The organism is Pseudonocardia spirodelae (genome assembly GCF_037727765.1).
Classification (GTDB): Bacteria; Actinomycetota; Actinomycetes; order Mycobacteriales; family Pseudonocardiaceae; genus Pseudonocardia; species Pseudonocardia spirodelae.
On record NZ_JBBJUP010000009.1, the window covers coordinates 14281 to 28275 of the forward strand.

The 13995-nt window shown below is 76.7% G+C and carries 11 protein-coding genes; 4 read left to right on the forward strand and 7 right to left on the reverse strand.

Going from position 1 to position 13995, the window contains the following annotated elements:
* Positions 1 to 30 precede the first annotated feature (30 nt).
* Together dinB and WJX68_RS12545 are read left to right on the forward strand one after the other, a co-directional pair.
* The gene (dinB, locus tag WJX68_RS12540) at positions 31 to 1287 is read left to right on the forward strand and encodes a DNA polymerase IV (RefSeq protein ID WP_340290009.1); all 1257 of its coding nucleotides are present in this window, start codon (positions 31 to 33) and stop codon (positions 1285 to 1287) included.
* Between the two features lie 49 nt (positions 1288 to 1336).
* Positions 1337 to 2059, forward strand: a complete 723-nt coding sequence (locus tag WJX68_RS12545; protein WP_340290012.1) for a Clp protease N-terminal domain-containing protein — start codon at positions 1337 to 1339, stop codon at positions 2057 to 2059.
* A 9-nt stretch (positions 2060 to 2068) separates the two neighbouring features.
* Here WJX68_RS12545 and WJX68_RS12550 read toward each other — a convergent pair whose 3' ends face one another.
* The 6 genes from WJX68_RS12550 to WJX68_RS12575 all read right to left on the reverse strand — a co-directional run bounded on the left by WJX68_RS12550 (position 2069) and on the right by WJX68_RS12575 (position 10551).
* Positions 2069 to 2929: an HTD2 family dehydratase gene (locus tag WJX68_RS12550; RefSeq protein ID WP_340290016.1), complete on the reverse strand. Its 861-nt coding sequence runs from the start codon at positions 2927 to 2929 to the stop codon at positions 2069 to 2071.
* Entirely contained in the window at positions 2926 to 3720 is a 795-nt protein-coding gene (locus WJX68_RS12555; protein ID WP_340290019.1) for an alpha/beta fold hydrolase, read from the reverse strand. Before WJX68_RS12555 ends, WJX68_RS12550 begins: the two co-directional genes overlap by 4 nt.
* Positions 3717 to 5153 carry a wax ester/triacylglycerol synthase domain-containing protein gene (locus WJX68_RS12560; RefSeq protein ID WP_340290022.1) on the reverse strand — a complete coding sequence of 479 codons (1437 nt, stop codon included), beginning with the start codon at positions 5151 to 5153 and terminating at the stop codon, positions 3717 to 3719. Before WJX68_RS12560 ends, WJX68_RS12555 begins: the two co-directional genes overlap by 4 nt.
* Positions 5150 to 6640 carry an HAD-IB family hydrolase gene (locus tag WJX68_RS12565; RefSeq protein ID WP_340290024.1) on the reverse strand — a complete coding sequence of 497 codons (1491 nt, stop codon included), beginning with the start codon at positions 6638 to 6640 and terminating at the stop codon, positions 5150 to 5152. Before WJX68_RS12565 ends, WJX68_RS12560 begins: the two co-directional genes overlap by 4 nt.
* Positions 6627 to 9023, reverse strand: coding sequence for a glycerol-3-phosphate 1-O-acyltransferase (locus WJX68_RS12570; RefSeq protein ID WP_340290026.1), 2397 nt, complete (start codon positions 9021 to 9023; stop codon positions 6627 to 6629). Before WJX68_RS12570 ends, WJX68_RS12565 begins: the two co-directional genes overlap by 14 nt.
* A gap of 106 nt (positions 9024 to 9129) precedes the next feature.
* The gene (locus tag WJX68_RS12575) at positions 9130 to 10551 is read right to left on the reverse strand and encodes an aspartate aminotransferase family protein (protein WP_340290029.1); all 1422 of its coding nucleotides are present in this window, start codon (positions 10549 to 10551) and stop codon (positions 9130 to 9132) included.
* Positions 10552 to 10636: 85 nt separating this feature from the next.
* Between WJX68_RS12575 and WJX68_RS12580 the strand changes: the two genes are divergently transcribed.
* Complete coding sequence (locus WJX68_RS12580) at positions 10637 to 12148, forward strand: PucR family transcriptional regulator ligand-binding domain-containing protein (protein WP_340290032.1); 1512 nt, start codon at positions 10637 to 10639, stop codon at positions 12146 to 12148.
* Positions 12149 to 12202: 54 nt separating this feature from the next.
* A complete protein-coding gene (locus tag WJX68_RS12585) occupies positions 12203 to 12841 on the forward strand; it encodes a hypothetical protein (RefSeq protein ID WP_340290035.1) in 639 nt (212 codons plus the stop codon).
* Here the strand turns inward: WJX68_RS12585 and WJX68_RS12590 are convergent.
* The gene (locus WJX68_RS12590; RefSeq protein ID WP_340290038.1) at positions 12754 to 13863 is read right to left on the reverse strand and encodes a glycosyltransferase family 4 protein; all 1110 of its coding nucleotides are present in this window, start codon (positions 13861 to 13863) and stop codon (positions 12754 to 12756) included. The genes WJX68_RS12585 and WJX68_RS12590 overlap by 88 nt on opposite strands.
* Between the last annotated feature and the right edge of the window lie 132 nt (positions 13864 to 13995).

Below are 13995 nucleotides of genomic sequence, written 5' to 3' on the forward strand. Positions count from 1 at the left end.
CTCGCCCGCCGCGGCCCGGCGTGCGAACATGTGTTCGTGCGCGGCCTGGCCACGATCCTGCATGCCGACCTGGACTCGTTCTACGCGTCGGTCGAGCAGCGCGACGACCCGCGCCTGCGCGGGCGGCCGGTCGTCGTGGGCGGCGGGGTCGTGCTCGCGGCCAGCTACGAGGCGAAGGCCCACGGCGTGCGGACCGCGATGAACGGGCGCCAGGCCCGCGCGCTGTGCCCGCAGGCGGTCGTCGTCCCGCCCCGGATGGCGGCCTACTCCGAGGCCAGCCGCGCGGTCTTCGCGATCTTCCGCGACACCACCCCCGAGGTCGAGGGGCTGTCGATCGACGAGGCGTTCCTCGAGGTCGGCGGGCTGGAACGGATCGCGGGCACCCCGCGCGCGATCGCCGCGCGGCTGCGCGAGCGGGTGGCCCGCGAGGCGGGGCTGCCGATCAGCGTCGGCGTGGCCCGCACGAAGTTCCTGGCCAAGGTGGCCAGCGGGGCGAGCAAGCCGGACGGTCTGCTGGTCGTCGACCCGGACCGGGAGCGGGAGTTCCTGCACCCGCTGCCGGTGCGCAGCCTGTGGGGCGTGGGTGCGGTGACCGCGGCCAGGCTGCACGAGGTGGGCGTGCGGACCGTCGCCGACGTCGCCGCGCTCGGCGAGGCGGCCCTGGTCTCCTACCTCGGCCCGGCCGCCGGACGGCACCTGCACGCGCTCGCACACCTGCGCGACCCGCGCCCGGTCGACACGCACCGGTCGCGGCGGTCGATCGGCTCGCAGCGCGCGCTGGGCCGCGGCGCCCGCACCGACACCGAGCTCGACGGCATCCTGGCCGCGACCGTCGACCGGCTCGCGCGGCGGCTGCGCGCCCCGCGCGGCTCCGACCGCGACGACGGCCCGGCCGGCGCGACGGCGGGCCCCGGCGGCGGCCGGGTCTGCCGCACCGTGGTCCTGCGGCTGCGCTTCGGCGACTACACCCGCGTCACCCGCTCGCACACGCTGCCGGTCGCCACCGCGCACACGCCGACGCTGCTGGCCGCGTCGCGGCGGCTGCTCGTCGACGCGCTGCCGGAGATCCACGCCCGCGGGATCACGCTGCTCGGCCTGTCGCTGACCAACCTCGAACGCGACGACGCGCTGCAGCTGGCGCTGCCCCTCGACGCGCACGCGGGCCCGGCCCTGGACACCGCACTGGACGCGGTGCGCTCGCGCTTCGGGGCCGCGTCGGTCGGGCGGGCGAGCCGGCTGGGGCGCGACGAGGGGCTGGAGGTCCCGCTGCTCCCCGAGCACGAGTGATCGTCAACCCGAGGTTGACGACAATACACCGTCAACTTACGGTTGACGCATGACGACCCCCACCCCGCCCGGCGACACCGTGCGTCTCGACGACCTCATCCGCGCCGTCACCGCCGTCCACACCGACCCGCTCGACCGGCTGTCGGGCGCGGTGCTGGCGGGCGACCACCTCGGCGAGGTCGCCGACCACCTCATCGGCCACTTCGTCGACCAGGCCCGCCGGGCCGGGGCGTCGTGGACCGACATCGGCCGCAGCATGGGCGTGTCCAAGCAGGCCGCCCAGAAGCGGTTCGTGCCCCGCGCCGACGCGGCGCCGACCATGGCCGAGGGCTTCGAGCGGTTCACCCCGCGTGCCCGCCGGGTGGTCGTCGCGTCGCAGGAGAAGGCGCGCGCGGCCGGCAGCGACCGGATCACCCCGGCCCATCTGCTGCTCGGGCTGCTCGACGAGCAGGAGGGGCTCGCCGTCGTCGTGCTCGGCGGGCTGGGCACCGACGTCCCCGCGCTGCGCGAGGCCGCGACCGCCACGCTGCCCGCACCGGCCGCCGAGGTGCCCGCGCTGGTCCCGTTCGACGCGGCGGCCCGCAAGGCGCTGGAGCTGACCCTGCGCCACGCGCTGCGCCTGGGCCACAACTACGTGGGCACCGAGCACGTCCTGCTCGCCCTGATCGAGCAGGAGGAGGGCGACGGCGTCCTCACCCGGGCCGGGGTCGACGGCGAGCGCGTCGAGCGGACCGTCGTCGAGGCGGTCACGTCCGCGACCGGGGACGCCTGACCGGCCCGCTCAGGAGGCCAGCTCGATCGTCCCCGTCGCGGACTCCGGCGCCCCGTCGGAACCGGCGGCGAACGCGATGCCCGAGCCGTCCGGCGTCCCGCCGACCCAGAGGTCGGCACCGGCGAAGGCGGGGGTCGTGAGCCGGTAGGAGAGCTCCCGGACGAACGCGGTCGGCCGGTGCCGGCGCGCGATCTCCAGCCCGAGCAGCGCGAACAGCGGCCCGTGCACGACCAGGCCCGGGTAGCCCTCGACGCCGGTGACGTAGGGCAGGTCGTAGTGGATCCGGTGGGTGTTGTAGGTCAGCGCCGACATCCGGAACAGCAGCTCCGGGCCGGTGGGCAGGGTGAAGCCCCACTCGTGCTCCGGGCGCGGCGCCGGGTCCGGGGCGGACAGCCCGCGGCCGCTGCCCGGCGCCTGCGAGCGGTAGACGATGTCCTGCTCCTCCACGCAGAGCAGCTCGCCGTCCGGGCCGCCGCGGCGGAACTCGGCGACCGTCGTCACGAACGCCATCTCCCCGGACCGGCCGTTCTTCACCCGGACCGGGCCGAGCTCCTGGCGGCGGGTGACGGGCTCGCCGACCCGCCACGGGGCGTACCGGGTCAGCCGCCCCCCGGCGAACATGCGACGCCGGTCGGGGACCGGCGGCAGGAAGTGCCCGTCGAGCGGGTGGCCGTCGTCGCCGAGCGCCGAGGTCGGCGGGGCGTCGAGGAAGGCGAACCAGTGCCACAGCGGCGGCAGCGGGTCGCCGTCGGCGGCGACCGGGTCGAGGCCGAGCAGCCCGGAGAAGGCCGCCACCGACCACGCCGTCACGGTGTCGGTGGAGACCAGCGGCGCGGGGGCCCAGCCCTCGAGCGCGTCGGACAGGGTCACGAGGCCACCTCGTAGCGGGTGTGCTGCAGGATCGTCCAGGCCACCAGGGCCGGGTTGTCGACCATCGGGACGTGCCCCACCCCGGGCAGGACGACCAGCTCCGCCCCGGGGACCGCGTCCATCATCGGGCGGGCGTAGCGGACGTAGGGGATGGTGCGGTCCGAGCCGGACCAGGCGATCCGGACCGGGCACGGCAGGTGCTCGAACGGTGCGATCGCGGTGTCCATCCGGGCCGCGGACAGCAGCGGCTCCAGCATCGTGCAGCCCGCGAGGTCGTCGAACAGCTCGGCGACCTCCTCGGGCGTGTAGCGGTCGGTGTGCTCGGCCAGGGTGAGCAGCAGCAGCCGCCGGATCAGCCCGCAGGACGCCAGCGCGCGCACCGGCGCCCACCCGGCGAGCAGCGCGCCGATGCGGAAGGTGGCGAGCAGCCGGTAGAGGTCCGACGGCATCGCCCACGCCCCGGCCGGGGACAGCGCGACCACCGAGCGGGCCCGGCCGCGGCGCGCCATCTCCAGCGCCGCCCAGCCGCCCAGGGAGTTGCCGACGACGTGCGGGCGCTGCGGCACGCCCAGCTCGTCCAGGTGCGCGGTCAGCGCGTCGACGAGCAGGTCCACGCTGAACTCGGCGTCGGGCAGCGGGGGGCCGTCGAGGTGGCCGGGCAGGGTGACCGCCCACACCTCGTGGTGCTGCTCCAGCAGCGGCAGCACCGGCTTCCAGGCCCGCCACGACGAGGTCACGCCGTGGAGCAGCAGCAGCGGCTCCCCCGACCCGCCGACGTGGTACGCGCTCATCTCACGATCATGGGCTCCGCGGCCCCGGGGTGCAGTGCGAGGACCTCCCCGAACCCCTCGGCCAGGCAGCGGGCGAACGTCTCGCGGTCGGTGATCGCGGCCGCGTCCAGGTTGGCGCCGACGCAGCAGTGCTCGCCGTGGGTGACGACCGAGATCATCGCCGCGCAGCCGGGCAGCGGCGCGAACGGGTAGACCCGCTCGATCCGCGCCCCGCACAGGAACGCCTCCGACCGCAGCCCGGGCACGTTGGAGGCCTGCAGGTCGTTGCCCTGCGTGGAGCCGCCCGCGACCAGCGTCAGCAGCGGGCCGGGCAGCCGCGCCAGCAGCGGCGCCACCACGTCGGGGCTCTCCAGCGCGGGCTCCTCGCGGGCCGCCCGCATCTGCGCGCCGACCTCGCGGACGCGCTCGGCCGGGTCCGCGACGCCCATCGGCGCCGCCAGCCGGGCCGGGGCCCACCGGTTGCCGCCCGCGGCGTCGCCCTCGCGGCGCACCGAGACCGGCACCGAGGTGCGCAGCGTCGCGTCGCCGCGCACCGGGTACCCCATCGCCTCGTGGTAGAGCCGGAACCCGCCCAGCAGCGAGGCGACGAAGGCGTCGTTGAACGACCCGCCGACCGACTTGCCGGCCGCGCGCAGGTCGGCGAAGTCCACGTCGAGCGCGACGAACCGCCAGGACATGCCGCGCGGGCGCAGCAGCTCCGACCCGCTGCCCGACGGCGGCGACAGCACGCGCAGCGCCGAGTCCAGGTAGCGGGCGGTGTCGCGGGCCGCGGACAGCGGGTGGGTGAGCGCACCGACGACGTCGCGGGCGGCCCGCGCGGCGGCGGGCACCAGCCCGGCCTCGCGCCGAACCAGCCGGTCCACCTCGGCGAGAGGGTCGGGCGACTCCGGCGCCGGCGCCGGCGGCTGCGGCTTCTCGTCGTCGTGCTCGCGCTTGCGGCTGTGCAGCTGCGACAGCAGCTGGACCACGCCCATGCCGTCGGTGAGCACGTGGTGCAGCTTGAGCAGGAACGCCGAGCGCCCGCCGGGCAGCCCCTCGACCAGCATGGCCTCCCACGGGGGCCGCTCCCGGTCGAACGGGGTCATCATGAACTGCTCCGCGATGCCCGAGAGCTCCGGCCAGAACTCCGGACCGGCACCGGGGATGCGCACCCGGCGCAGGTGGTAGTGCAGGTCGAACTCGACGTCGTGGATCCAGTACGGCGTGCCGAGCCCGCCCAGCGGCTCCCGGATGCGCTCGCGGAAGCGCGGCACCATCCGCGTCGCCCAGTCGACGGCGGCGACGAGCCGGTCCCAGTCCGGCCGGGCGTCGAGCAGCTCCACGGCGAGCACCGGCGAGCGGAACCGCGGGTCGTCGCCCTCGGCCCGCCACATCATCACCTCGAACGGCGACATCTCACGGACCGAGCCCCAGCTCAGCGGGGTGTCGTTCACCGGTCGCCCTCCTGCACGATGCGTCGCTCCGGCCAGGCGGAGAGGGTGTCGAGGAACCGGTCGCGGATCTCCTCGGCGTACTTCCCCGCGTCCTCGGGCACCCAGGACGAGGTGTCGACCGGCGGCAGGACGGTGACCTGCACGGTGCCGCCGCGCAGGGTCTGCGCGCCGCGCCACATGATCTCGCCCGCGTTGCGGATGACCACCGGCACGACCGGCACCCCGGCCTGCATCGCGATGTGGAACGCGCCCTTCTTGAACGGGCCCAGCCGCGGCGTCGCCGAGCGGGTGCCCTCCGGCGCGATGACCAGCGAGATCCCCTCGTCGCGCAGCTTGTCGACGGCGGGCTGCAGCGCCTCACGCGCGGCGCGGGTGTTGCCGCGGTCGACGAAGGCGACGTCGGCGATCCAGAACAGCTGGCCCCACACCGGGATCTGCGCGGCCTCCTTCTTCGCCACGCCGGTGAAGCTCTCCCGCAGCAGCTTCATCATCACCGGCACGTCGAACTTGGACTGGTGGTTGAACACGAACACGCACGGCCGCGCGGAGTGCAGGTACTCCGCACCGGTCACCTCGACGTCGATGCCGGCGAGGCCGAACGCGATGTCGGAGCCGACCCCGCCCGCCATGTCGACGAAGCGCCGGCGCGAGCCGTGCAGCAGCCCGGCACCGGCCGCGGCCGCGAGCCCGCCGGCCATGCCGCCGTAGAAGACGGCGGTGCGGGCGACGTCGGTCAGGCTCGGGAACAGCCCGCCCCGCGGCGCGCAGTCCAGCACCGGCCAGCCCTGACGGCGGGCCAGTGCGCGCAGCGAGTCCGTCGGCGACACCGCGACGGCGTGCCCGACCGCGGACAGGAACTCCGCGTCCTCGGTGCCGTTGGCGTAGCCGAAGCAGTCCGCGAGGTCGACGTCGTGCGCCGCGGCGTCGGCGCGCACCGCGTCGGCCTTGCCCGTCCCCCACAGCGAGGTGCCCGCGACGCGGCCGGTCAGCACGCCGTCGCGCACCTCCAGCTCGGTGCACAGCACCCGGTCCGCGCCCAGCTCCTCGGCCATCGGCTGCACCTGGAAGCGGGTCGCCGAGGACGCCATGACGACCTGGTGGCCCTGCTCCTGGTGGGCCGCGACGAGCTCCCACACCTCCGGGTGCAGCGCGCCCGCGATCTCGTCGCGGAACAGGCGGCGCCCCAGCGTGTGCAGCTCCTCCTCGCTGCGGCCCTTCCAGGTCGCCAGCGTGATCGCGAGGAACTCCTTGAAGTCGTCGTCGGTGCGGATGCCGCGCATCCCCGACAGGACGGTGCGCACCATCTCGACCGGGCCGACGTCGAACTCGCGCAGCCGCTTGCGGTAGAACGCGCCCGCGGAGTAGCCGTCGATGACGGTGCCGTCGTAGTCGAAGTAGGCGATGGTGCCCGGTCCGGGCTCCGCCTCCCGGATCGCCCGGAGCCGCGCCCGGGTGTCCCCCGCCCGCGGGCCGTCAGCTGGCGACACCCGTATCCCCTTCCGCACGCTGTCTCGCCCCGGCCGGCGGGACCACCGACGTCGCGGGGGCCGCGCCCGCCGCCGTCGGGGCCTCGCCGGACCCGAGGACCACCTCGAGGCGGGCGCGCTGCAGCTCGCCCAGCCGTCCCAGATCATCGATCACCGCGGTCACCTCGGCCAGCCAGGCCGCGCGCCGCTCGCGCAGCGGGGCCGCGGCGGCGTCGTCCTCGCCGCCGAGGAGCTCGCGGTTGTCGGCCTGGCGCACCGCGGTCGCGTAGAGCTCGCGCGAGACGGAGTCGGCGCGGTCCAGGCGCTGCTGCAGCAGCATCTGACGGCCGACGCCCAGGCAGTCCTCCAGGAACGCCTTCTCCTCGCTCATCGCGTCCTCCCCCAGCGCGAGCAGCCGGTCGGCGACGACGAGCTGGGCGTCGAGGAACGAGCGCAGCACGCCCGGCGCGACCAGCAGCGGCGCCTGGCGCAGCGCGCCGCGCACGTCCGCGGGGTTCGCCGCCCGGGTCCGCCAGTCCGGGTCGACGAGGTCGAGCTCGCCGATGACCTCCTCGCGGAACTCGCGCCGGGTGGAGAAGAAGAACTCGAACTTGAGCAGGTCGCGCAGCCGGGCCAGCTCGCGCCAGGCCACCTCGACGAGGTCCTCGCCCTCCTGCGCGTCCCCGACGCGCAGCAGCGCCAGCTCCAGCATCGCCCGGTTGACCAGGTGGTGCAGGGCGCCGTTGCGGTAGAACGCGGCGACGTGGTGGCGGCCCGAGCTCACCGCGAACACCGGCTCGGTGCCGCCCTCGTAGATCGTGACGACGCCGGCCTCGGCGAGCCGGTCCAGCGTCATCCGCAGCCCGTGGCGGGTGCGCAGCTCGGCGACCGGGACCGGGATCCCGCGCGCCTCCAGGTAGTCCGCCAGCGGCGCGACGACCTCCCGGACCTGCTGCAGGGTCAGCGCCCGGTCGTGCGCCCACAGCAGCGCGAACGTGGCGAGCGAGGTCGCCGTCGCCGGGGTGACGCGGTTGATCCCGGCGCACACCCGGAACGCGACCTTCTCCAGCTGGGCGCGGCCCTCACCGGCCTCGGTCAGCGCCCGGCGCAGCGAGAACGGCTCGGCGAAGCGGACCCGGGCGGTGCCGATGTGGCGCCGCTGGTCGCGGAAGTAGCCGAACAGCCAGCCGAGGCCCTCGGCCTTCTTCTGCCCGCCGCGCTGCTCGGCGGCCATCGCGCCGACCTCGTGCAGCTGGTCGTAGACGATCGAGACGGGCACCAGCACCGCGTCCAGCTCGGGGCGCTCCTCCAGCGCCGAGACCAGGTAGCGCAGCAGCCCGATCCGGGGCTTGCGCAGCTTGCCGGTGCGGCTGCGGCCGCCCTCGATGTACCACTCGAGGTTGAACCGCTTGGCCAGCAGGTGCCCGAGGTACTCCTGCATCGCGGCCTTGTAGACGGTGTCGCCGCCGAAGCTGCGCCGGATGAACACGATCCCCGCGCGGCGCCCCAGCGACCCCATCGGCCAGAACGACAGGTTGTTGCCGCCGAGCACGTGGTTGCGGGGGAAGTTGCGATCGTGCAGGACCTCGGCGAACAGCAGCGGGTCGGCGTAGGAGCGGTGGCTGGGCAGGAACACCAGCGCGTGCTCCTTGTTGAGCTCGCGCAGGTGCTCCAGCCCGGACTCGTCGACCTGCACGTCCCAGGCCTTGGAGTGCATCGGGCCCATCATCGCCCGGAACACGTCGATCGCCGGGGGGCTCTGCACCGCCGCCATCTCGGTGAGGCAGGACTCCAGGCGCTGCTCGACCTCCGCGGCCGGCGTGCCGGTCTCGCGGGTGAGCCGGTCGACGAGCTGCGGGAACCGCGCCGAGGACGTGATCTGCTCGACCATCCGGCGGGGCACCTTGTAGCGGTCGCCGAGGATGCGGCGCTCGGCGCGGTCGCAGGCGAGCACGGCCTGGCGGGCGACGAAGCGGGTGAACCCGTTCGACCCGGGCCGCCCGCTCTCCTGGGAGACGAACCGCGACACCAGCTCGGACACGGTGGCGGCCTCCCCCGCCACGACGCGCGCGGCGTCGGGACGGTGGCGCGCCATCGACGGGTGCAGCGGCGACCAGGCCATCCGCATGACCGCGGTGGTCGCCAGCCCGGTGAGCTTGCGGACCGCGCCGGTGTCGCCGGGCTCCGGGGTCACCCAGGCCACGCGCGCCGGGACGATCAGCGTGTCGTCGCCGTGCAGGGCCTCGCCCAGCGCCGAGGGGACCTCGCCGTTCGCCCCCAGCCCGACGACGGCCGCGCCCGGGTGCTCGGTCTCGGCCCAGCGCCGCAGGATCCCCCGCTCGGTGTGCGAGCGGGCCTGGGTCACGACGACCTCGCGGGTGCCGGTGAGGTCGTCGGTCGTCATGGAGCCCCCCGTCGGCGCGTCCCCGCCGCGGTGCGGCGCCTGCGCCGTCACAACCTAGTTACTCTCCGGTTGCCCAACAACCCGGGGTGCCGGGTCCGGCCGCGGATCACACGATGCCCGCCGCCTCGGTCAGGACGTGGCGCAGGATCGCCTCGATCTCGTCGAACTCGGCCTGCCCGGCGGTCAGCGGCGGGGCCAGCTGGATCACGACGTCGCCGCGGTCGTCGGGGCGGCAGTAGAGGCCGGCGTCGAGCAGCGCGCCGGGCAGGAAGCCGCGCACCAGGCGCTCGCGCTCCTCGGGCCCGAACGTCTCCCGGGTGGCGGGGTCGCGCACCAGCTCGACGGCCCAGAAGTAGCCGTCGCCGCGGACGTCGCCGACGATCGGCAGGTCGAGCAGCCGCGACAGGGTCGCGCCGAACGCACCGCCGTGGGCGAGCACGTTGCCGTAGAGGTCCTCGCGCTCCATCAGGTCCAGGTTCGCCAACGCGACGGCGGCGGAGACCGGGTGCCCGCCCCAGGTGTAGCCGTGCGGGAAGGTGACCCCGGGCTGCAGGAACGGCTCGATCACCTTCTCCGAGGCGATCATCGCGCCCAGCGGGCCGTAGCCGGAGGTCATGCCCTTGGCGCAGGTGATGATGTCGGGCTCGATCCCGAACAGCGACGACGCGAACGGCGCGCCGTGCCGCCCGAAGCCGGTGATCACCTCGTCGGCGACGAGGAGGACGTCGTGGCGGTCGCAGATCTCGCGGACCCGCCGGAAGTACGACGGCGGCGCGGTCAGGCAGCCGCCGGAGTTCTGCACCGGCTCCAGCACGACGGCGGCGACGGTGTCGGCGCCCTCGAACGCGATGGCCTCCTCGACCCGGTCGGCGGCCCAGCGGCCCAGCGCCTCGGCGTCGCCGTCGAACTCGGGGTGGCGGTAGAGGTTGGTGTTCGGCACGCGGAACCCGCCCGGCGCGAGCGGCTCGAAGTCCTTCTTCATCGCCGGGAGCCCGGTGATCGCGAGCGCCCCGTGGGTGGTGCCGTGGTACGCCGTCGCCCGCGAGATCACCTTGTGCTTGCGGGGCCTGCCGCGCAGCGCGAAGTGCTGCTTGGCCGCCTTCCACGCGCTCTCGACGGCCTCGCCGCCGCCGGAGGTGAAGAAGACCCGGTCCAGGTCCCCGGGGGCCAGGTGCGCGAGGCGCTCGGCCAGCTCCGCCGCCGGCGGGGTGGTGTAGCCCCACACCGGGAAGAACGCGAGCTCCGAGGCCTGCTTCGCGGCGACCTCGGCCAGCTCGCGGCGGCCGTGCCCGGCCTGCACGACGAACAGCCCGGACAGGCCGTCGAGGATGCGGCGGCCGCGGTCGTCCCACAGGTGCACGCCCTCGCCGCGGGTGATCACCGGGACCGGGTGCGCGCCGTCGCGGCCGTGCATGCGCGCGAAGTGCATCCACAAGTGGCGGCCCGCGGCGCGGGCGTGCTCCGAGGTGACGGGGGCGTCCGGGGTCGCCCCGGCCTCGGACTCCGGGCGGTTCTCGAGTGCGGTCATGTCCCGATCGTCACGCCCGCGGGCCACCGGGTCAGGCATACGATCCGTACCGCCCGCCCCGGTCGTGTGAACGGAGTGTCGCCCGATGCACCCGACGATCGCCGACGTGCTGGCGCGCCCGGAGGTGCGCGCCGGTGCACCCGCCGTCCGCGCCGGGCGCCGCGCCCTGGACACCCCGGTGCGCTGGGCCCACGTCAGCGAGGTGGCCGACCCGGCCGGGACGCTCCCGCCGGGGTCGCTGGTGCTGTCGGTCGGGATGGCGGCCGCCGACCCGACCACCGACCCGCAGCGCTACGTCGCGGCGCTGCGCGGCGCGGGCGCGGTGGGGCTGGTCGTGGAGATCGGGCGGCTGCCCGCGCTGCCCGCGGGCCTGGTGCAGGCCGCCCGCGCGGCCGGGTTCGTGCTGGTGGAGCTGCGCCGCGCGGTGCGCTTCGCCGAGATCGTCGCCGGCGTGCTGGAGGACGTCGTGGCCGCGCGCCGCGCCGACGGGGCGGGGGCGGCCCACGCCGCGGCCCTGCTCACCGGGCTGGCGCTGCACCGGGCCGCGCCGCAGCAGGTCCTCGAGGAGGCCGCCGGGCTGCTCGGCGCACCGCTGGTCTGCGAGGACCTGGCCCACCGCGTGCTGCTCGACGCCGGCGGGCCCGACCTGCGCGACTGGCCCGCCCGCTCCCGGCTCGCGGGCCCGGCCGGCCCGGAGGGCTGGGTGACCGCGCCGGTGGGCCGCCCCGGTCGCCGCTGGGGACGCCTGGTGCTGCCCTCGCGTCCGCCCGCCGCGGACCGGGCCGCCGCGCTGCTGGACCGGGCGGCGGACGCGCTCTCCCTGCTCGACGCCGACCCGGTCGCGCTGCTGCACGACGCCCGGGACGCCGTCGTCGCCGGTCTGCTCGCCGCGCCGCCGGGGCCGGGCGGGGCGGCGGCGGTGCGGGCGCACGCCGTCGGCGTCCCGGCCGGACCGGACCTGGTCGTGCTGGCCGTGCGCGGCGGCCCCGCGGCCACCGGCCTGCGCGCGGCCGTCGACGACGCCCTGACCGGGTTCGCGGGGGCCGTCGTCGCGGCCGGCGCCGACGGGGTCCTCGCCCTGGTCCCGGGCCCGGTCCCGCCCGACCTGCCGGCCGCGGTGGCCGCCCGGCTGCCCGGTGGCACCGCGGTCGCGGCCGCGGGGCCGGAGCGCGACGCCGAGCCGCCCGCGCTGCTGCGCCGCGCCGTCGCCGACGTCGCCGCGCACGCACGCACCGGCGGCACCGGGGCGGTCCGCACCCCCGCGCTGCGCGGGCTGGTGCACGCGCTGCGCGACGACCCGCGCCTGCTGGGGTTCACCGGTCGCGTCCTCGGGCCGGTCCTCGCGCTGCCCGGGCCCGCCCGGGCCGAGGCGCTGGCCACCCTGGAGGCCCTGACCGCCACCGGCGGGGTCGTCGCCGAGGCCGCCCGGCGGCTCGGCGTGGGCCGTCCGGCCGCCTACGCCCGGCTGCGACGCCTCGGCGTGCTGCTGGGGGCCGACCCCACCGACCCGGAGGTGCGTACGGCGCTGCACCTGGCGCTGCTCGCCGCGCGGTCCTCGGGCCGCGACGAACGGTCCATGGGACACCGCACCCCATAGTCGCGGAGGGTGTGCGGGCCGTAACACCGGGATGATCGGAGGCGAGGCCGCGTCATGGACCTCCGTCGGGCCACCGGCTATCTCGCGCTCGCCCTGCTCGCCCTGTACTGGCTGTGGGTGCTCTCGTGGACGGCCCCGGCGCTGCGCCGTGGCTGCCGTGACCGGCGGCTGCGCACCCGGCTGCTGGTGCTGCGGACCGCCGCGGCCGGCTGGACGGCGCTGTTCGTGGGGACCGTGCACTTCTGGGCGACGTCGTGGTGGCACGTGGTCCTCGCCGTCCCGGTCGCGCTGGCCGGTGCCGTCGCGCTGCAGAAGGTGCACCACCGGCTCGTCGCGCCGCCGCGGCACCGGGTCGCGCTGGCCCAGCGGGTGCGGCGCGCCGGGCACCTGCACGTGATCCGGCCGCCGCGCCGGACCGCGCCGCACCGGCACGCCGCACACCCGGGGGCGCTCGCCGGTACCGGGGTGCTCCCGGGAGCCGTCACCGGAGCCGTCGCACCCGCCGCCGCACCGCTCGCGTTCCCGGTCGCGGGTCCGGCCCCGGGCCAGGTCGCGGGCCCGCTCACGCCCGGCCCGCTCACGCCCGGCCCGCTCGCGGTCCCGCCTCAGCGGACCGCGCCGACCGGCGCCCGGTCCTCCGGGTCGTCCTCCTCCGCCGGTTCGCCGGCCGGGCTGCCGACCAGCTCGCCGTAGACCCCCGCGAGCGCGTCGGCGATGCGGGCCGTGTCGAACCGCGACACGGCCCGGTCCCGGCCCGCGATGCCGAACCCGGCGCGCAGCGCCTCGTCGGCGAGCAGGCCGCGCAGCGCGGCCGCGAGCTCGGCCGGGCGGCCCGGGCGCACATGGATCCCGGTCACCCCGTCCACGACGGCGTCGCGCAGCCCGCCGATCCCGCTCGCCACGACCGCCCGCCCGCAGGCCATCGCCTGCAGCACCGGCCCCACCGGCACGTCGTGCTCCGGCGCGGCGACGACGACGTCGGCCGAGCGCAGCAGCCGGGGCAGCAGCGCGCCCTCGACCGGGCCGAGGAACCGCACCCGCGCGGCGACCCCGGCCTCGCGCGCCACCCCGAACAGCCGGTCGCGGTCCGGGTCGGTGCCCACGACCCCGCCCGCGACCAGCAGCTCGGCGTGCCGGATCCGGGCCAGCGCGCGGATGGCGGCCTCCGCGCCGGCGCCGCGGGCCAGCGACCCCAGCGTCAGCAGCCGCGGGTGCTCGCCGCGGCGCAGCGCCGGCCCGCCCGGCGCGAACCCGGTGGTGTCCACCGCGGGCGGCACGGTGCGCAGCGCGGCCCGGGGCACCCCGCGGGCCAGCAGCGCGCCGTGCTGGTCCTCGCTCGACGCGACGACCCGCGCCACCCCGGCGGGCGGCCCGGTCCGCGACCCGGTGACGGCCACCGGCCCCGGCCCGTCGGCCGGATAGGCCTGCACGACCGGCACACCGGTGGCGGCCGCCGCGGCCCCGGCCGCCGGTCCGATGGCGTGCACCACCTCGGGCGGGTCGTCCGACCAGGCCGCGGCCAGGCCCGCGGTCCGCAGGCCCGGCCACGGCTGCACGCGCAGCGCTCCGGCGGCGTGCGGGAGGACCAGGTCGGGGTCGTCGGGCCGGTCGGTGAGCACCCGGACCGTGTGCCCGGCGGCGACCAGCGAGGTCGCGGTGACCCCCGCACCGCAGCCGGTCGGGACCTCGGGGGTGCGGACGATGGCGATGCGCAACGGAACCTCCACGTCGTGCTCGCGGATGCGGGCACGCGCAGGTGGCTCTACGCGTCGTCGACAGCGACCGTACCCGCTCCGCCGCCGGACGGGTGGGACCCGGTCGCGTACCGGACGGGGGTGTGCGCAGCG

Excerpts from the sequence above, each read along its gene's own strand:
- WJX68_RS12545 (WP_340290012.1), top strand. The coding sequence starts at position 1,337 with ATGACGACCCCCACCCCGCCCGGCGACACCGTGCGTCTCGACGACCTC.
- WJX68_RS12555 (WP_340290019.1), bottom strand. The coding sequence starts at position 3,720 with ATGAGCGCGTACCACGTCGGCGGGTCGGGGGAGCCGCTGCTGCTGCTC.
- WJX68_RS12570 (WP_340290026.1), bottom strand. The coding sequence starts at position 9,023 with ATGACGACCGACGACCTCACCGGCACCCGCGAGGTCGTCGTGACCCAG.
- WJX68_RS12575 (WP_340290029.1), bottom strand. The coding sequence starts at position 10,551 with ATGACCGCACTCGAGAACCGCCCGGAGTCCGAGGCCGGGGCGACCCCG.
- WJX68_RS12580 (WP_340290032.1), top strand. The coding sequence starts at position 10,637 with ATGCACCCGACGATCGCCGACGTGCTGGCGCGCCCGGAGGTGCGCGCC.
- WJX68_RS12585 (WP_340290035.1), top strand. The coding sequence starts at position 12,203 with ATGGACCTCCGTCGGGCCACCGGCTATCTCGCGCTCGCCCTGCTCGCC.